The sequence below is a fragment of the Enterococcus durans genome, from assembly GCF_002277935.1.
In the GTDB taxonomy this organism is placed as follows: domain Bacteria; phylum Bacillota; class Bacilli; order Lactobacillales; family Enterococcaceae; genus Enterococcus_B; species Enterococcus_B durans.
The window spans coordinates 2,191,872-2,209,288 of record NZ_CP022930.1 but is presented as its reverse complement, the minus strand read 5'-3'; the positions used below and the strand labels follow the sequence as shown (position 1 = coordinate 2,209,288).

Genomic DNA, 17,417 nt, shown 5'->3' with positions numbered 1-17,417 from the left:
TCAAACAGTCACCTTTCCAAAGTTCTTGATCATTGAAGCAAAAAATCGTTTTCCATCTTCTGAACCCAACAATTCTTCCATCGCTCTTTCTGGATGAGGCATCATCCCTAGTACATTCCCCTTTTTATTCGTGATTCCTGCGATATTTGCTACACTGCCATTAATATTTTCAGTAGCGTAAGTAAAGGCAATCTGATTGTTTTCTTTCAATTCCTGTAAGGTCTCTTCATCACAAAAATAATTTCCTTCCCCATGTGCTACAGGTAACTGAATGACTTCATCAGCCTCATATTCCGAAGTAAAAGGTGTCTGGTTATTCACTTTTAATGGCACTGATTTACAGATAAAGCGTAAAGAATCATTTCTTCTCAAGACACCTGGAAGCAGGCCTGCTTCAGTCAATATTTGGAAACCGTTACACGTACCAAAAACTGGTTTTCCTTCATTTGCAAAACGAATCACTTCTTCCATGATCGATGAAAAACGGGCAATCGCTCCACAACGCAAGTAATCGCCATAGGAGAATCCACCAGGAAGCAAAACACCATCAAAACCTGCTAATGAAGTTTCATCATAACGAACGTAATCGGCTTCGACACCCATGATTTCACGTATTGCCCATAACATATCTGCATCACAATTTGATCCAGGAAAGACGACCACAGCAAATCTCATATTAGATTTCCTCCAATTGTTCGATTTCATAACGATACGTTTCCATATTGACATTCGCCAACAATTTGTCACAGATTGCTTCGATCGTTTCTTCAACTGCCTGTTTCTCTGCAGAGACTTGGATCTCGAAGTATTTGCCGATTCGAATCTCTTCTACAGTGTTATACCCTAAACGATGAACGGCATTCTTGACCGCTTCTCCTTGAGGATCTAAAACAGAATCTTTATAGGTGACATAGACTTTTACAAAATACATGTGCTTTTCTCCTTTTACCCATTGTTTTTTTATTGATTGATTTTTTCTAAGCGATTCAATACTTCTTGATATACAGGAACGATCTCACCGATTTTTCGGCGGTAAACATCTTTGTCCATGTGGGCTTCCGTTTCTAGATCCCAAAGGCGACACGTGTCAGGAGAAATCTCATCTCCTAAAAGAATAGCTCCAGCACTGGTTTTACCAAATTCCAATTTAAAATCGATCAGTTGTAAGCCGATCTGTTTGAACAATGGTACCAAAGCATCATTCACTCGTTTTGCTTGTTCCTTTAATTCAGCAATTTCTGCCATCGTTGCTACCTTCAAAAACAAAACATGTTCATCATTGATAAATGGATCATCTAGTTGATCATTTTTGTAATAAAATTCAACGATAGGCTGAGGTAACTTTTGTCCTTCTGGTATCGCCAAACGTTTAGAAAAGCTCCCTGCAGCGACATTACGCACGACTACTTCTAAAGGAATGATATTTAATTTTTTTACTAATTGTTCGTGTTTTGATAGCTGTTTAATAAAATGATTCTCAATACCTTGCTCGTTTAGATAATTGAATATCTTACTTGTGATTTGATTGTTCAGTTCTGCTTTACCAACGATCTCATCTTTCATTGCACCGTTAAGCGCAGTAGCTTGATCGAGATACTCGATCCAAATCACTTCTTCATCACTAGTACGATACATTTTCTTGGCTTTTCCTTCATAGAGCAAATCTCTTTTATCCACAGTTCCATCTCCTTAGTTACTTTACGTTCATCAGCAAACCGCTTCTTTTTGTTCGTGTTTTCACTTTTGATTTTAACAAGGCTTGTCAGATCAATCAATAAAAATATGTACATTTTCACCATTAAAATTGTCTAATGTTCGTGTTTTTATCTTTTAAAGCTGATGGAAAATCTTGACAAGCGTTTACACAGATAAAAAATGGTGCTATAGTAGAATTAAATAAACTTGGATACTTTGTTCAAGGAGGTAATTGAATGGAAGAGTCAACCTATGCCAAACGTTTTTTATCTGAATTATCACCAGAAGAGAAAGCCCGTCTGTATAATGACTTGCTCTCAATCAAAGATGTCTATTTATGTAACAAAGATACGAGCTTTTATACCTTCCGTAAAATCCGCCGTGCGGCTAAACGACGAACGGAATGCCGTAAAAGAACGTTTCAGTTCCAAACAAACACGAAGCATCATTTGGTCATCTGCCAAATTCATGAACAAAGACTTTTTAAAAACCATTATCGAATTCAAGTGACCTACGATCAACAAGAATTCACTTATACTTTTATTGAAGAATTATTACAGCTACTTCATACACAACATTTTGCTTATGGAGATCATGCTGTTTACGCGTAGTTTTTGAACCTTGCAGTCATAGATACAAAAAAGGGTACGACAATCCGTTTGTCGTACCCTTTTTGGTTATTCTGATAGTTCGCAACCGATCTAGTGATCGTTGCAATGCAGTAACTTTTTTATATTCAACTATTCGTTGTTTATTCTAATCCTACCCGTTTAAAAATCACATCCACATTTTTCAAATGATGACGATAATCAAACGCGTCATCGATATCTTCTTTCGATAAAACCGAAGTAATGGCTGGATCTTCTTCTAATAACGGACGGAATTGTACTTGGTTGTCCCAAGCATATGCCGTTTTTGGTTGCACCAAGTCATAAGCTTCTTCCCTTGTCATACCCTTGTCGATCAATTTGAGCATGACACGTTGGCTATAGATCAAGCCAAACGTAGCAGACATATTTCGTTTCATATTTTCAGGGAAAACCGTTAGATTTTTAACAATATTCCCAAAACGATTCAACATATAATCCAATAAGATCGTCGTATCAGGTAAAATGATGCGTTCTGCTGAAGAATGTGAGATATCTCTTTCATGCCACAATGATACATTTTCATACGCCGTGACCATATGACCGCGGATCACTCTCGCCAACCCAGCCATATTCTCTGATCCAATCGGGTTTCGCTTATGAGGCATTGCAGAGGACCCCTTTTGACCTTTAGCGAAAAACTCTTCTACTTCTCGTGTCTCAGATTTTTGCAATCCTCGTATCTCCGTCGCAAAACGCTCAATACTCGTTGCAATCAAGGACATTGTTGCAAAATATTCTGCATGTAGATCCCGTGGTAAAACCTGTGTAGACACTTCTTGTGGGCGAATACCCAACTTGTCACAAACATATTCTTCGATAAAAGGCGGGATGTTGGCAAACGTACCCACTGCACCAGAGATTTTGCCAGCTTCCACTCCTTTGGCAGCATGTTCAAAACGTTCGATATTTCTCTTCATTTCAGAATACCAAGTAGCCAATTTCAAACCAAAAGTCGTTGGTTCAGCATGTACCCCATGCGTTCTCCCCATCATGACTGTCAACTTATGTTCTTTTGCCTTTTCGCCAATAATTGCTGTAAAACGTTTCAAATCTTCTCTTAAAATATCATTTGCTTGTTTGATCTGATAGCCATAAGCTGTATCGACAACATCTGTACTTGTCAATCCGTAATGGACCCATTTGCTCTCTTCACCTAACGTTTCCGAAACTGCACGTGTGAAGGCCACAACATCATGACGTGTCGATTTTTCGATTTCTAAAATCCGGTCAATATCGAATGAAGCATGTTCTCTGATTTTTTGTACATCTTCTTTAGGGATTTCTCCTAATTCGGCCCAAGCTTCATCAGCTAAGATCTCCACTTCAAGCCATGCTTGATATTTATTTTGTTCTGTCCAGATATTGCCCATTTCAGGTCGTGTATAACGTTCTAGCATCAATTATTCTCCTTTAATCCCAAATATTGGTTTTCTTTATTTCATCCAATGTTTGTTGGATATCTTCAGTCAAAATGGTGATATGTCCCATTTTACGTCCTTTTTTCGCTTGTGATTTACCATAAAAATGAAATTGCCAGTCAGGCTTCTTGTCGATGAGATGATAACTTTCAAGCAGTTGTTCTCCTAATACGTTTACCATGACTGCATCGCTGAGCAAACGAACTTTGTCACTCAACGGCCAACCACAAATTCCACGGATATGGGCATCAAACTGACTCATCGAACAAGCTTCGATGGAGTAATGTCCTGAATTGTGCGGACGTGGTGCTAGTTCATTCACGTATAATCCACCTGATTTCGTCAAAAACAACTCGACACCTAGAACGCCCGACAAGCTCACTGCTTCGGCAATTACTCGAGCGATCCGCTCTGCTTCTTCGATTACTTCACTAGAAACATGAGCTGGTGCAATCGTTTCGTGTAAAATATTGTTACGATGGATATTTTCAACTACTGGAAATGTACTATATTCGCCTTGACCATTCCCTGCTACCATGATCGAGATTTCTTTTTCAAAAGGGATCCATGCTTCCAATACGCAAGTCCCTTCTCTTAACAGATCCATCGCTGGAGCAAGATCTGTGCGACTTCTCAATACATATTGTCCCTTTCCATCGTATCCTCCTCGCGTTGTTTTCAATACACAAGGGTACCCGATCCCGTCAATTGCATCTTGGATATCCGTTGGGCTAACGATTGTCGCATAAGGAGCGATGACGATGTTGTTTGTTTCCAAAAAGGACTTTTCTAACAGCCGGTCCTGTGTGATAGCCAATAGATCCGTTCCTTGGGGGATAAATGACATTGGTAAAATCGCATTAAGTGCTTCGACACTGACATTCTCAAATTCATAAGTGATAACATCTGTTCTTCTAGCAAGTTCTTCTAGTGCAAACGTGTCATCGTAGGTTCCTTGAATCGTCCAATTTGCCACTTGTGCAGCTGGACAATCAATTACAGGATCAAGAACACCTACTTTAAAGCCCATTTCTTTCGCGCTGATCGCCATCATGCGGCCAAGCTGACCGCCACCGACGATCCCGATCGTTGATCCAGGCAACAAAGGTTTAACCAAGTTGATCACTACTTTCTATAACAGTTTCTGCTAACATTGAGCGTCGTTGCGCTAATTTAGCCTCCAACTTTAAATCATACATTGAAAGCATCTCTATCGCAAGTAGTCCAGCGTTAATTGCCCCTGCTTTTCCGATTGCAGTCGTTGCAACTGGTACTCCTCCAGGCATTTGAACAATCGATAGTAGCGAATCCAATCCATTCAATGTTCGTGTTTGTACCGGCACACCAATAACTGGTAGTGTCGTTTGAGAAGCCACCATCCCCGGTAGATGAGCAGCACCACCTGCCCCCGCAATAATCACTTTGATTCCTCTCTCACGTGCTTCTTTCGCATATTGAAACATCAAATCAGGTGTCCGATGTGCAGACACCACCTTTTTTTCGTAAGGAATCTCGAATTCATCCAAAATGTCACAAGTATTTTTCATCGTCTCCCAATCGGAGGTACTTCCCATAATCACAGAAACCGTTGCACTCATGTCTTTCTCCTCTCTCTCTTTTACATCCATATTTTAGCAATGAGTTTTTTTGTTGTCAAAGAATTTTCGAATATTATCTAAATGATTTGCAAAATCGTTCGTGTTTTATCTAGAGCAAAAATATAGAGCGTGGGACAAAACTAAAAATCAGTTTTGCCACAGACTCTAACTCCGAATAAACGGTGGGAGCAGAAGCAACTCCTTCGGAAATAAGCGAAATTCACAAAAATTTGAAAAGCAATTTTCGTGAATTTCTTCTTATTTCTCGGAGTTAAACACTTCTGTCCCAACCTCTATATTTGATTTTTTCTATTTATTTTTTCTTGTTATCGCTTCTTCCAGTATTTCTTCATCTTTTTTGAACCCATTAAAGATCAAGTTTAGAATAATTGCAGTCACACTACTCATGACGATACCGTTTCCTGTAAACATTTGTACTGTTTCAGGCAACTGACTGAATAAGTTCGGCATGATATTGAAACCTAGGCCAAACCCAATCGAAACTGCGGCAATCAAAAGATTTTTATCATTTGTAAAATCAACTTCTAATAACATACGGATTCCTTGGACAGCAACCATACCGAACATAACAAGCATGCCGCCACCCAATACTGGTTCAGGGATGATCTGTGCCAATGCACCGATTTTAGGAAACAGACCCAATACGATCAAGAAAAAGGCAGAAAAATAAATTGGTTTTCTAGTTTTTATACCTGAAAGTTGAACTAAACCAACATTTTGAGAAAAACCAGTATAAGGAAATGTATTAAAGATCCCACCCAAAATCACAGCTAGACCTTCTGCACGATATCCTTTTTTCAATTCTTCTTCTCCGACTTTTTTGCCTGTAATATCCCCTAATGCAAAGTAAACACCTGTTGATTCAACCATACTGACCATTGAAATGATGATCATCAATAGGATCGACCAAACATCGAAGGTTGGTTTACCAAAGTAAAAAGGTTGCGGAACATGGAATAATGGTGCTTGACCGATCGCACTCAAATCGATCAATCCCATGAACGCTGCTAAAAGACTACCACCAACTAACCCAATCAGGACAGCAATCGAACGAACGAAGCCTTTTCCTAACATTTGAACCCCCACGATCAATAAGATGGTCACAAACGCTAATAACAAATTCGTTTTATCGCCAAAGTTTGAGGCAGCTGAATCCCCGCCACCCATTTTTTCAATAGCAACAGGGATCAATGTTAGCCCAATAACAGTGATAACTGTTCCAGTGACGATCGGCGGAAATAATTTTTTGATTTTAGAAAAGAAACCGGCAATCAAAACAACGAAGATCCCCGAAGCAATGATCGAACCATAGATGGCACCAACACCTTTACTACTACCAATCAAAATCAAGGGTGCCACTGCTTGGATCGCACATCCTAGCACGACCGGCAAGCCAATACCGAAAAAGCGGTTGACAGTCAATTGTAGCAGCGTGGCTAATCCACACATAAAGATATCGATGGAAATAAGATAAGTCATTTGTTCTTGATTAAACCCTAAGCCTGTACCGATCAACAATGGAACAGCTACAGCACCTGCATACATCGCCAGTAAATGTTGTAAGCCTAGGACAGCGGCTTTGCCATTTTGTGTTTCTTTTTCCACGATTATGCGTCCTCCTCAAGAAATTCGACTTGCCCATTGGATAAAGAAGCAATCCGCGCAAGTGAAACAACTCTTAATCCCATCTCTTCCAATAATTGACGACCATCTTGGAAAGATTTTTCGATGACGATGCCAATACCTTCGACTTCTGCTCCAGCCTGACGACATAGTTCGATCAACCCTTTTGCCGCTTGTCCATTCGCCAAAAAGTCATCAATGATCAATACTTTATCCTCTGCAGACAAAAACTTACGAGAAATAGAGATCGTACTAGTTACTTGTTTCGTAAATGAATAAACAGATGCTGTCAATAATTCTTCATCCATTGTTAAGCTTTTCGCTTTTCTGGCGAAGATCATCGGTACATTCAACTCTTTTGCCGCAAATAAAGCTGGGGCGATACCAGAAGCTTCAATCGTTACTACTTTTGTGATCCCTTGTTCTTTGAATACTTCTGCAAAACGCTGTCCCATTTGTTCCATCAATACTGGATCGACTTGGTGTGTGACAAAGCTATCAACTTTTAACACTCCTTCACCCAAAACATGTCCATCTTTTTGAATACGTTCAACTAATTCTTTCACTTTATTTGCTCCTTTTTCATTTATTAATACAAAAATAACCACTTTTCACAGAAAAGTCCAATTATTCCTATTTTCCGCTCGGTTCAGCGTGAATAAAAAACACCCTTTTACTTAACGATAAGTAAAAAAGGGTGTACAAAACACTCTTTTACTTATAGTCCAGTATTTACGGTACTGGCTAGATACTGTCAACCTTATCATGACGATATATAAGTAGAGGATGATCAGAAAAACAATTATAACCAACTACTAGAACGAAGCATACGCTAGCTCTTACATAATCAAACAATCGTTTTTCTGACTTTTATTATGAAAAATGCCAAAAATAGGCGGATAAATCAAGATAGTTTTTTTCGTAGTCATCCAAGTACTTGAACGACTGTTATGTTTCAAATATTGAAAATAGTCTAACATTTGTTTCTGAAACTGACAACCAAGTTTCATCGTTTTTTTCTAAAATCTAATATTTCTAATTTTGAACGTCGATTTTGTTCGGGTTTTCTTAAAGATCAAACTAAAAAAATAAAGTCAGAAGCAATAAAGACTGTTTATCCCACTCTTTTTTGTTTCCAACTTTATTTAGGAATGTCAAGATTGATCATTTTTTTCGATTTTTCGATATTTTTCCATTTTCCGACTGAATAGCTCACCATTACTTGGCGGAGTGTACGTAATTGCGTTGGCACCTGCTTCTATCGTTTCTCTGATACTTTCTTCAGTCGGCCCTCCTGTAGCTATAATAGGCAGCTTTGGGTATCTTTCTCGAAAATATTTGACTGTTTCAGCAGTTTCTTTTCCTGCACTAATGTTAATGATCGTGATTCCTGCTTCAAGCTTCTCATCGATTTCTGTATATTTCGATGTGACCGTACTGATTACAGGAATATCCACCACTTGGCATACTTCTTGGACCGTTTCTAATGGCGTTGGACCATTAAGTACTACCCCGAGGGAACCTTGCGCTTCAGCAAACAGACTCATATAAGAAGACCGCGCACCTTGAGTAAGACCACCGCCCACACCAGAGAATACTGGGATATCTGCTGCTTCAATAATGCTTTTAGTAATTGCTGGATGTGGCGTGAATGGATAGACGGCAATGACCGCATTTGCATTTGTATTTCTGACAATTGCTATATCTGTGGTAAAGATGATGGAGCGGATCAATTTCCCAAAAATCTTGATTCCACTTGCTTCCATGATTACTTCGGGTACTTTTACGATATCTTTACGTAATTCTGTCATGATCTCCGGAATAAATTGTTCCGCCATAGTGCCACTTCCTTTTGACTGTTATTGATCGTACTGATCCAGATGATATGTCTCAATGACTTGAATGATCTTTTGTGCATAGGTCGGGTCCGTCGCATACCCTGCATCTTGCAGTGCTTGTGCGGCTTCACGATAATTCGTTGCTGTAATTACTTTCTCGTATAATGCAGGGTTCCAGTCCACGCCATTCACAAAAAGTTGTGTGTGATCATCCATCGATTGCTCCCAAGAATCATATACGCGAAAATCGCCTTGGATCGTGATCCATTCTTCATTCACATATTCTTTGGTTTCTAGATTTACTTTTTTTTGATCCCCGTATGCTTTGATCCCAAAAAGGTTGTGGTATTCGCTAGCTAAGGTGCTTTTTCCCCAATTCGATTCAAGGATCGCTTGTCCTAAAATAATGCTAGGCAAGATTCCATAACCGTTTTGTAATTCTTTCGCATGAGGAGCAAGCTGATCAATAAACTGTTGATGGCTTTTTGCTTCAGTTTCTTGTGGTTGATCTGAAAAAGGTGTGGACAAACTTCGTAAAGAAAGAACAAAAGCCATCATGATCAATATGCCACCCAAAACAACAGCAATAATACGGACATTTTTACGCTTTTGCTTTTTCCATTTTTTTTTGGCCATCGGATACTCCTATTTTTCTTTCAATTGATCCAAGTACTCTTCCAACGTCAGATCATGCTTCGTGATATATTCCGCACTTTCTTTTCCTACATAACGCAAATGCCATGGCTCATAAGTGATTTTCGTTATATCCTGACGATCTTTTGGATATCGAACGATGAACCCAAACTTCGGCGCATTCTCAGCGATCCATTTCGCACCTGGCTGGTCGCCATAACTTGCGTCTAGCAGTTGAGAAGTATAATTGTTGTACCAATTGTGATCTACTACATCGACAGCCAGCCCCGTATGATGTTCACTATACCCAGGAACTGTGATCGTCTGCTTTGTGATCTTTGTTGCTTCATCTTCAGAAACACCTTTACTACTCATCACTTGTTGTACATTTTGGGAAAAGACAGCTTGTTGAGAGGAAACTGAACGATAAGCCGAGACCATCACTAACGGAAACCCTGCTGCTTCAGCTGCTTTCTCAAGTTCCTCGTAATTTGCTTTGATGCGTTTATCGATCATATACCCATTGTCTAAAGCAGTCAATTGTGTTGCTTCATCAATTTCTTGATCGAGCTTATGATCGGGTCCAACAAGAATCAACTCCCAGTCCTCAGCCTTAACATCTGGTAGGTTATTTTTTGTTTTCTTAGTTGAAGTACTTGTCTTCTTTTCATTACTGGATGAAGTTGTTGTCTGAACTTTCTCCGTTGTTTGTTTTTCAGCTTCTACGGCAGTTGATGTATGTTGCTCACTGACTATGACATACCCCATAGCCCCGATCATGATCACGACCGCTGCAAATCCTAATACTTTATTCAATTAAAAAATCCTTTCATTCTTCTTTTGGTTCTTCCTTTTCATGAACGTAAGTTTCTTCTAAATTTTCGTTTACCCAATCCAGGAGTTCCACCTTTTCTCCTTCGATCTGCTTTTGGATATCAGCAGGCAGACGAAAATTCAAGATGTCATCATAACCCCATTCATCATAGTTAATACTTACTTTCAAGTCAAGAAACCGACTGAGATATTGATCATTTTTCAACGGAATCAATTCTACATTAGCGATCCCTGCTCCTAACCATTTTTGAGCGATCCTCGTTTTGATTTGTTTATATTCTGCTACAGCAGTCGTCCTTTTTTCAGGGAAAATGATCGTCTGACGTAAAATCTTTTGTGTCAGCATCCATTCATAATCTGTAAAGAGATTTTTGATCTTTTGCATGGCTTCAGAAGGAAGATTCTTTTCTCCAGTTTTCCAACCTTGCCACTGCTCCTCGCTAATCAGTAAATAATCATCTAAAAAATTCTTTTCTGTCTCGAATTGTTCGAGTAATACACTAATAATAAGATCAACGTATACTTGATGCACGATAATCTCCTCCTCTAATTTATTTTACTTAAAATTCCTAAAAAAATCACTACTTCTTTATTCTTTCTTACTAAAGTGTTTTGACTGAAAAAACAAAGAGATATTTGCTATAATCAAGTCAGGAAACACAGAGTGCTAAATGATAAGACTCTCTATTAAATATAACACGAGAAGGAGTTTTGAAGTATGAAAAAGTATCAATGGGGCATCGTCGGTCTAGGTTCGATCGCCCATGAATTTGCCAACAGCTTTGAACAAGAAACGAGCGAATTGGCAGCGGTTGCCTCAAGAACATTAGAAAAAGCAGAAACTTTCGCCAAACGCTACGCTATTCCTAAAGCATATGGCAGTTATGCAGAACTTTTGAATGATGAAGCAATCGATATCATTTATATCGCTGTTCCTAACCGGCAGCATATCGACTATATTTTGCAAGCACTGCATGCAAACAAACACGTCTTGTGCGAAAAAGCAATCACAATGAATAAAGATGAATTAGCAAAAGCCATGAAATTGGCAGAAGAAAAGCAGTTAGTTCTAGCGGAAGCTATGACCATTTTCAATATGCCACTTTATCAGCAATTACGCTCTTTGATCGACTCCCAAAAACTAGGAGCGTTAAAAATGATCCAAGCACCCTTTGGCAGTTACAAAGAACCTGACCCAACCAATCGCTTTTTTAATCCAGAACTTGCTGGCGGAGCTTTGTTAGATATCGGTACCTATGCAGTGTCCTTCGCTCGTTTCTTTTTAAGTTCTCAACCAGAAGTCATCGCATCCAGCATGGTTCCCTTTAAGACTGGCGTCGATGAACAATCTGTCACTCTTTTAAGGAACAAAGAAAATGAAATGGCGACGATCAGTCTTACATTCCAAGCCAAAATGCCGAAAGTTGGGATCGTTGCCTTTGAGAATGGTTACTTAACGATCACCGATTATCCTCGTGCTGATCGTGCAGAAATAACCTATAACGATGGCACCAAAGAATGGATCGAAAGTGGTTATACTGCACAGGCAATGAACTATGAAATTGAAAATATGACTAAAACAATCGCCGGTGAGCGCCCTAACAAATCACTTTTCTTAACGAAAGATGTCATCGCTATCCTCGATGACATGCAAAAACTTTGGGAAAAAGAAAAATAGGCTCTACCACACATTAAAAATATGGACCTCCAGTATCAGTAAACCCAACTGTCGCGTATATCGCTTCTGTTCCACATTGGTTACAACAAAAACTGGAGGTTTTCTTTTTTGCGCGTCTCCATAAAGCTTAGAAACATCAAGCTACATTAGTGATCCACCTAGAAATGTACTGTTTCTCCGTCTGTTATCCAGTGATTTCTCTTCTAAAAACTAACTTGTTGCGAAAATTCTGCTTTTATTTCAATAAAACTCTTAAAAGATTGTAGAAATTGGAATAACTCTGCACGTTCCTCAAATTCTAATCGATCTTTTGGTAATGGCATGTCACGATATAGGTCATACACTGCTTCAATTCGTTCTAGCAACTCTTTCCCATCATTTCTTTCAGAAAAAGTCTCTGCAGTATAGATCAATAAACCGTAGATATGTTTGCCATATAAATCTGGGCGTTTGATTCTTTGAAGCGTATCCTGCATATCTCTAATCACATTCACTTGCGCACGTCTCATCGAAAAATAAGTCTCATAATATTGTGTCTGTTTCAACCAAAAGTTTTCTTGGTGTGTTCTGGCATCTGTTTGACTAGTACGAATAAAAACAAGCAATTCTTCACAGGCTTTTTCATTCTCTATCTGCTCACCTGAAAGAAGAAACTGAGCCATATTCTTTAAGATCATGCGAAATCTTTCTTCGATCACCAATTGTTTTTCTTGAAGTCTTCGTTTGGTATTCGGCATATAGATATTTGCAAGCAGGGCAAATAAAACGCCAATTGCCATCAACCCTGCTTCGTTGCCGATCAAAGACCAACTCATATTTTGTTCACTTAAATAGTGTGTAACTAATACTGAATTGACAACGATTCCCTCGGTCAATTTAAAATAGACTGTCACAGGTATGAACAACAATAAAAATAACCCAAAACCTAGAATCGTATATCCTAAAACAGAAAAACTAATAAAAGCAACCAATGTAGCAAGAATAAAGGCCGTGATTCGATAGATACCTGTGTATAAAGTCGACCGTTTCGTATTCCCAACACTCAATAATGCAATGATCCCTGCTGAGGGCCAAAACAACAAGGAACAGGCATGGGCAACCGCCATCGACAACATACTGCTCAAAACCGTTTTCACTGTTCGTAATCCAATACGCATAAGTCACCTCTTCCTTTTCTTAGGATTATACTAAAAGCAACAACGAAACACTAGCAATCTTCCCGAAAATTAGTTATCCTATTAAAAAGGAGAATAAGGAGATCACTCTATGCAATTTGGTCGTTTTCGCCTCGGTATGCGAACCACAAAAACTGCTTTAGCCGTTTTCTTATGTATTTTGTTTTTTCATGTATCTAATCGCGGCCTTCCTATGATCGCCGCTTTGTCTGCTGTTTTCTCATTAAGACAAGATTTGACTACTACAGTTTCCTTTGGCCGTTCACGAATCATCGGCAATACATTAGGAGGACTCTTAGGGATTTTCTATTTTTTTGTCAAAAACTATTTTCACAATGATTTTCTCGTAGAACTTTTTTTGCTTCCTCTTTTAGTTATCGTTGTCATTGTTGTATCTGACGGAATCGATAATAATCCAGGTATCATTTCCGCCATCTCTACGCTACTTTTGATTTCTTTAAGTATTCCGCAAGGTGAATCCTCCTTGTATGCGATTCAAAGAGTCCTAGATACTTTTATCGGAACATTTATTGCAATAGGAATCAATTTCTTCTTGCGCCCGCCAGAAATCGAGAAGAAAGAAGAATTAGCAGAAGACCTTGTTGAACTAAAAAAAAGAGAAGAACGACTGCGTGAGGATCTAGCAAAAGTCGAGGAACAGATCAAGAAACAAAACAATCATCTTGACCAGTAATACATATAAAAAACTAGTGTCCCCCCATCAGATATCCCTAAATATTTCTTTAAAGCTAAAGGGAATCTATCGGATAGAGACACTAGTTTTTTCATTATCCATTTATTCGATGTTATTTTTCTGAGTCTGCTTTTGTATCGTATAGATTGACTTGTTTCATCGTTCCGCGATTGGATAAGTTCTCAATGATGTCTTTGATATCTAACCCAGTCGTTTCTTTTAATGTTTCTTGAGTGGATGATAAAAGATTCGTTGCGTAACTTGTTACTCGATTCGCCCCGCTATTTTCTCCAGTACCGCTACTTGTATCCACTACAGAAATCTTTTCGATATTCCCTAAAGGCTGCGCAGCTTCTCGCATCAATTGTGGCAACATTTCGATCACCATACTCAACACAGCAGCTTCTCCATATTCTTTGAAAGCATCTGCAATTTTTTGTTTTGCTTCGGCTTCTGCCTTTCCTTTGGCTAACGTTGCTTCCGCTTCGGCTTGCCCTGCCAATCGTGTTTGATTCGCTTCGGCTTGTGCTAACGCTTCTACTCGGAACTGTTCAGCTTCCGCTTCTGCTACTTCTCTAGCTTTTTGAGCTTGAGCTTCTTGTTCTTTGGCATAACGGTCTGCATCTGCTCTTTTCTTCACTTCTGAATCATATTGCTTTTCACGGCGGATGATTTCTTTTTCTTCTAATTCGATTTGTTTTTGTCTTTCAACGACTTTCACTTGCATTTCTTGTTCAATAACTTGTTGTTGCGCGCGTGCACTTTCCAAATTATAGGCTTGGTCTGCTTTGGCCTTTGCTATATCTTGTTCTTGTTTGTAAGTAGCAAGTTTCAGTTCTTTTTCTTTCAACGCTTCAGCGATTTCTGTTTGTCGTTGTAATTCAGCAGCTTGTGATTCTTTTTCTGCTTCAGCTTTTTTGATACGCGTTTCTTTAAACGCTTCGGCTTCGGCAATATCTGCATCACGCTTCACTTGAGCGATTCTTGGTTTCCCTAAAGAATCTAAGTATCCATTTTTGTCTCGTACTTCTTTGATTGTGAAGGAAACGATGATCAGCCCCATTTTTGCTAGATCCACTGAGGCGACTTCTTGAACACTTTGGCTAAATTTATCACGATTTTGATAGATCTCTTCCACAGTCATTGAACCTAAGATCGAACGCAGATGTCCTTCTAATACTTCTCGTGCTTCATTTTCTAGTTCTTCTTTTGTTTTGCCTAAAAACTGTTCAGCAGCAGTAGCGATTTCTTCTACGGACGAACCGATTTTGATGATCGAAGTTCCATCACACATCACAGGGACCCCTTGTTCCGTGTAGACTTCTGGCGTGGATACATCCAGTTTACTAGAAAGCAAACTGATGCGGTTCGAACGCTGAAACACAGGTAAAACAAACGCTCCTCCGCCTCGTACGATCTTGATTTTATTGTTGCTGTCATCGGTATGGACATTTTTACTTCCTAAGTAACTACCGCTGATGATCAGCGCTTCATCTGGTTTAGCTGTTTGGTATTTTGCGACAAAAACAATCAACAACATCAATAACACTAACACTGCAACACCTATTACTACAAAAATCTCTGGTACTATCATCCAATACACTTCCTTTACATTTTTAACATCTCTTCATAAGGTGTGACGTAACAGACCCTATCTTTCACTTCAATAATAAGTACTCGTTCGCCACGTTCAGCAGGTGAATCTTGTGGTGCATAAAAACAGGCAGGTCGGCTGATCGAACCAGTGACACTTTTTAGTCTGATCTCACCCATTCCTTTTACCGGTATCGGTGTGACCACCTCAGCCATTTGCCCTTCTAATGTCTTTTCGGACGCAGATAAGGTCGATTCAGCGTTCTTCATCGGCATCAGCACGTAAAAATTAAGCAAAAAAACTAAAGCGGTTGCAATAACGCCACTAATAATAAGTATCAGTACGGAATGCAACGGTGTTAAACGTTCTCCTAAAAAACCAAACAAACTAGTAAACGTCAACCAAGGAACGATAAGCATCGGGTCGATCGGCCCATCAAAATCAAATACATCTCCAAAAACGACTAGAATGATTGCTATTCCAGCGCACACCAATAAGGTATACCAATAGATAACTTCTAGTGACACTCCCCCTATCATTTTCTCGCCTCCTTCATCTTCTACGTCTATCATACCAATAGAAGAATTTCCTGTATAGCTTCTTTCGCAAATAACATCGATTTATTTGTTCTTCGTGTTCTTCTTTGCCTGCATTTGATTATCGTTTATACTAATAATCGAGGTGAAAAAATGAAAAACTTAACTAAACTGTGGGGAACATTGGTCACCCTACTGATCGTTGGCGCAGCCAGCTGGTATGGACTTGATCCATCCGCTCATGATACTTCGCAAAATCAAGTATCTGAGAATACGAAAATCACGGATAGTTCAATTGGACACCGAAGTTCTGGATTACCCACTAAAGCAGACTTAAAACCCGTGGGAACCAACAGTGGGCCTCAAGAATCAGGTCCTGCCACTTTTACCAACAGCGAGCTAAAGGATACGTCAGAAGGCTGGATCAGCTACGATCCGCTTGATCATTTGAAACGACCAACTGGCGCAGAAGCTTTATTGAAAAAGGCAATGATCAATACTGGAACCAGTGCTAATCGAAAAATACGCCCACCTGGTTTCATCTCTGGTCCAAAATACGATCATTCCCGTGGTCATTTGATCGCAAAACAATTTGGTGGTAGCGGTGATGACCCTAAAAATCTGGTCACTTTATATCAGTATCCTGTAAATGATCCATATATGAACTATTATGAATTAAAAATTCGTCATGCTTTGAATAAAGGGGAAACGATCCGCTACCGTGTGATTCCTCAATATTCAGGACAAGAATTGATCCCAGAAATCATCATTTTAGAGGCAAAAGGACTGGCACCTAACACAACGATCGATTTCAAAGTAGTTATCCCAAATAAAAAGTAGGTGTTTATTCTGTTTGAGCAGTTATCCAAAAAAAAATATTCCCTTGACGAGACACTCGAATGGTTAAGAAAAAAACAAATCGATGCTTTCGAAGAATTAGTGTTCTTTCCCCCACTACCGCATTTAAAAAATAGTATCTTTTCAACAATGGCTGACCAATCTTCTGATACCCTATTTTTCGAGCAACTATTCACTAACTATCGGTTGGTGGCTCGAACGATCGATGGCGATCATTTATTTGCGAATGAAGAACAAGTATTGTTGCTTCCACGTTCTCATTTTCCAGATGAGATTCTTCACTTTCATGCTAGTTTCGCCCATCTACTAATTAAATACGCAAACTCTACTCAATCGATCACTTATTTTTTCTCTAAATAAAATCATTTGATCGATTGGTCAGTTCAAAGGAGCACTACTTCAAATAAACCAAAATAGAGCGTGGGAGAAGAAGCAACTCCATCTTAAATAAGCCGAAATTAACGAAAATTTGAAAAGCAATTTCCGTTAATTTCTTCTTATTTCTCGGAGTCAAACACTTCTGTCCCAGCCTCCATTTAACCATCCGTTGTTCAAAAATTTAGCTAGTCGAG

At 39.1% G+C, this 17,417-nt stretch carries 20 protein-coding genes and 1 riboswitch; of the genes, 5 read left to right on the top strand and 15 right to left on the bottom strand.

Features of this window, described 5'->3' with window-relative positions; all coding sequences use genetic code 11:
- Genes purQ through purC form a run of 3 tightly spaced genes read right to left on the bottom strand, consistent with a single transcriptional unit; the run spans position 1 to position 1,677 of the window.
- Positions 1-675 (bottom strand): phosphoribosylformylglycinamidine synthase subunit PurQ, encoded by a 675-nt coding sequence (purQ, locus tag CJZ72_RS10580; RefSeq protein ID WP_081133437.1) that lies wholly within the window; start codon positions 673-675, stop codon positions 1-3.
- Position 676: 1 nt separating this feature from the next.
- Entirely contained in the window at positions 677-931 is a 255-nt protein-coding gene (gene purS, locus CJZ72_RS10575) for a phosphoribosylformylglycinamidine synthase subunit PurS (protein WP_081133436.1), read from the bottom strand.
- 29 nt (positions 932-960) lie between these two features.
- On the bottom strand, positions 961-1,677 hold the full coding sequence (gene purC / locus CJZ72_RS10570; protein ID WP_081133435.1) for a phosphoribosylaminoimidazolesuccinocarboxamide synthase: 717 nt from the start codon (positions 1,675-1,677) through the stop codon (positions 961-963).
- A 254-nt stretch (positions 1,678-1,931) separates the two neighbouring features.
- Between purC and CJZ72_RS10565 the strand changes: the two genes are divergently transcribed.
- The gene (locus CJZ72_RS10565) at positions 1,932-2,306 is read left to right on the top strand and encodes a hypothetical protein (RefSeq protein WP_005876458.1); all 375 of its coding nucleotides are present in this window, start codon (positions 1,932-1,934) and stop codon (positions 2,304-2,306) included.
- A gap of 140 nt (positions 2,307-2,446) precedes the next feature.
- On the opposite strand, the gene purB is transcribed toward CJZ72_RS10565, so the two are convergent.
- The 9 genes from purB to CJZ72_RS10520 all read right to left on the bottom strand — a co-directional run bounded on the left by purB (position 2,447) and on the right by CJZ72_RS10520 (position 10,842).
- On the bottom strand, positions 2,447-3,742 hold the full coding sequence (purB, locus tag CJZ72_RS10560) for an adenylosuccinate lyase (protein ID WP_005876456.1): 1,296 nt from the start codon (positions 3,740-3,742) through the stop codon (positions 2,447-2,449).
- Between the two features lie 13 nt (positions 3,743-3,755).
- Entirely contained in the window at positions 3,756-4,880 is a 1,125-nt protein-coding gene (purK, locus tag CJZ72_RS10555; RefSeq protein ID WP_005876455.1) for a 5-(carboxyamino)imidazole ribonucleotide synthase, read from the bottom strand.
- Positions 4,873-5,361, bottom strand: a complete 489-nt coding sequence (gene purE, locus CJZ72_RS10550; RefSeq protein ID WP_095443816.1) for a 5-(carboxyamino)imidazole ribonucleotide mutase — start codon at positions 5,359-5,361, stop codon at positions 4,873-4,875. The genes purK and purE overlap by 8 nt, the downstream gene beginning before the upstream one ends.
- Before the next feature lie 309 nt (positions 5,362-5,670).
- Positions 5,671-6,987, bottom strand: a complete 1,317-nt coding sequence (locus tag CJZ72_RS10545) for a nucleobase:cation symporter-2 family protein (RefSeq protein ID WP_005876451.1) — start codon at positions 6,985-6,987, stop codon at positions 5,671-5,673.
- 2 nt (positions 6,988-6,989) lie between these two features.
- Positions 6,990-7,571: a xanthine phosphoribosyltransferase gene (locus tag CJZ72_RS10540; RefSeq protein WP_005876449.1), complete on the bottom strand. Its 582-nt coding sequence runs from the start codon at positions 7,569-7,571 to the stop codon at positions 6,990-6,992.
- A gap of 135 nt (positions 7,572-7,706) precedes the next feature.
- Positions 7,707-7,804, bottom strand: a riboswitch (purine riboswitch).
- A gap of 355 nt (positions 7,805-8,159) precedes the next feature.
- Positions 8,160-8,843, bottom strand: a complete 684-nt coding sequence (locus CJZ72_RS10535) for a beta/alpha barrel domain-containing protein (RefSeq protein WP_005876447.1) — start codon at positions 8,841-8,843, stop codon at positions 8,160-8,162.
- A 21-nt stretch (positions 8,844-8,864) separates the two neighbouring features.
- Entirely contained in the window at positions 8,865-9,479 is a 615-nt protein-coding gene (locus CJZ72_RS10530; RefSeq protein WP_005876445.1) for a glycoside hydrolase family 73 protein, read from the bottom strand.
- 9 nt (positions 9,480-9,488) lie between these two features.
- Entirely contained in the window at positions 9,489-10,292 is an 804-nt protein-coding gene (locus CJZ72_RS10525) for a M15 family metallopeptidase (RefSeq protein ID WP_005876442.1), read from the bottom strand.
- 13 nt (positions 10,293-10,305) lie between these two features.
- Positions 10,306-10,842: a hypothetical protein gene (locus CJZ72_RS10520; RefSeq protein ID WP_081133433.1), complete on the bottom strand. Its 537-nt coding sequence runs from the start codon at positions 10,840-10,842 to the stop codon at positions 10,306-10,308.
- Between the two features lie 186 nt (positions 10,843-11,028).
- On the opposite strand from CJZ72_RS10520, the gene CJZ72_RS10515 reads away from it, so the two are divergent.
- The gene (locus CJZ72_RS10515) at positions 11,029-11,988 is read left to right on the top strand and encodes a Gfo/Idh/MocA family protein (protein WP_081133432.1); all 960 of its coding nucleotides are present in this window, start codon (positions 11,029-11,031) and stop codon (positions 11,986-11,988) included.
- Between the two features lie 203 nt (positions 11,989-12,191).
- Here CJZ72_RS10515 and CJZ72_RS10510 read toward each other — a convergent pair whose 3' ends face one another.
- Positions 12,192-13,145, bottom strand: coding sequence for an aromatic acid exporter family protein (locus tag CJZ72_RS10510; protein WP_081133431.1), 954 nt, complete (start codon positions 13,143-13,145; stop codon positions 12,192-12,194).
- A gap of 109 nt (positions 13,146-13,254) precedes the next feature.
- On the opposite strand from CJZ72_RS10510, the gene CJZ72_RS10505 reads away from it, so the two are divergent.
- Complete coding sequence (locus CJZ72_RS10505) at positions 13,255-13,857, top strand: FUSC family protein (protein WP_081133430.1); 603 nt, start codon at positions 13,255-13,257, stop codon at positions 13,855-13,857.
- A 112-nt stretch (positions 13,858-13,969) separates the two neighbouring features.
- Here the strand turns inward: CJZ72_RS10505 and CJZ72_RS10500 are convergent, their stop codons facing one another.
- Complete coding sequence (locus CJZ72_RS10500; RefSeq protein WP_081133429.1) at positions 13,970-15,451, bottom strand: flotillin family protein; 1,482 nt, start codon at positions 15,449-15,451, stop codon at positions 13,970-13,972.
- A gap of 14 nt (positions 15,452-15,465) precedes the next feature.
- A complete protein-coding gene (locus CJZ72_RS10495; RefSeq protein WP_005876431.1) occupies positions 15,466-15,990 on the bottom strand; it encodes an NfeD family protein in 525 nt (174 codons plus the stop codon).
- Positions 15,991-16,140: 150 nt separating this feature from the next.
- Between CJZ72_RS10495 and CJZ72_RS10490 the strand changes: the two genes are divergently transcribed.
- Positions 16,141-16,827, top strand: a complete 687-nt coding sequence (locus CJZ72_RS10490) for a DNA/RNA non-specific endonuclease (RefSeq protein WP_081133428.1) — start codon at positions 16,141-16,143, stop codon at positions 16,825-16,827.
- A complete protein-coding gene (locus CJZ72_RS10485) occupies positions 16,828-17,205 on the top strand; it encodes a hypothetical protein (RefSeq protein WP_005876427.1) in 378 nt (125 codons plus the stop codon). It begins immediately after the preceding gene.
- Positions 17,206-17,417: the final 212 nt, after the last annotated feature.

Excerpts from the sequence above, each read along its gene's own strand:
- CJZ72_RS10565 (WP_005876458.1), top strand. The coding sequence starts at position 1,932 with ATGGAAGAGTCAACCTATGCCAAACGTTTTTTATCTGAATTATCACCA.
- purE (WP_095443816.1), bottom strand. The coding sequence starts at position 5,361 with ATGAGTGCAACGGTTTCTGTGATTATGGGAAGTACCTCCGATTGGGAG.
- purB (WP_005876456.1), bottom strand. The coding sequence starts at position 3,742 with ATGCTAGAACGTTATACACGACCTGAAATGGGCAATATCTGGACAGAA.
- purS (WP_081133436.1), bottom strand. The coding sequence starts at position 931 with ATGTATTTTGTAAAAGTCTATGTCACCTATAAAGATTCTGTTTTAGAT.
- CJZ72_RS10490 (WP_081133428.1), top strand. The coding sequence starts at position 16,141 with ATGAAAAACTTAACTAAACTGTGGGGAACATTGGTCACCCTACTGATC.
- CJZ72_RS10505 (WP_081133430.1), top strand. The coding sequence starts at position 13,255 with ATGCAATTTGGTCGTTTTCGCCTCGGTATGCGAACCACAAAAACTGCT.
- CJZ72_RS10530 (WP_005876445.1), bottom strand. The coding sequence starts at position 9,479 with ATGGCCAAAAAAAAATGGAAAAAGCAAAAGCGTAAAAATGTCCGTATT.
- CJZ72_RS10510 (WP_081133431.1), bottom strand. The coding sequence starts at position 13,145 with ATGCGTATTGGATTACGAACAGTGAAAACGGTTTTGAGCAGTATGTTG.
- CJZ72_RS10535 (WP_005876447.1), bottom strand. The coding sequence starts at position 8,843 with ATGGCGGAACAATTTATTCCGGAGATCATGACAGAATTACGTAAAGAT.
- CJZ72_RS10495 (WP_005876431.1), bottom strand. The coding sequence starts at position 15,990 with ATGATAGGGGGAGTGTCACTAGAAGTTATCTATTGGTATACCTTATTG.
- CJZ72_RS10500 (WP_081133429.1), bottom strand. The coding sequence starts at position 15,451 with ATGATAGTACCAGAGATTTTTGTAGTAATAGGTGTTGCAGTGTTAGTG.
- CJZ72_RS10515 (WP_081133432.1), top strand. The coding sequence starts at position 11,029 with ATGAAAAAGTATCAATGGGGCATCGTCGGTCTAGGTTCGATCGCCCAT.
- purQ (WP_081133437.1), bottom strand. The coding sequence starts at position 675 with ATGAGATTTGCTGTGGTCGTCTTTCCTGGATCAAATTGTGATGCAGAT.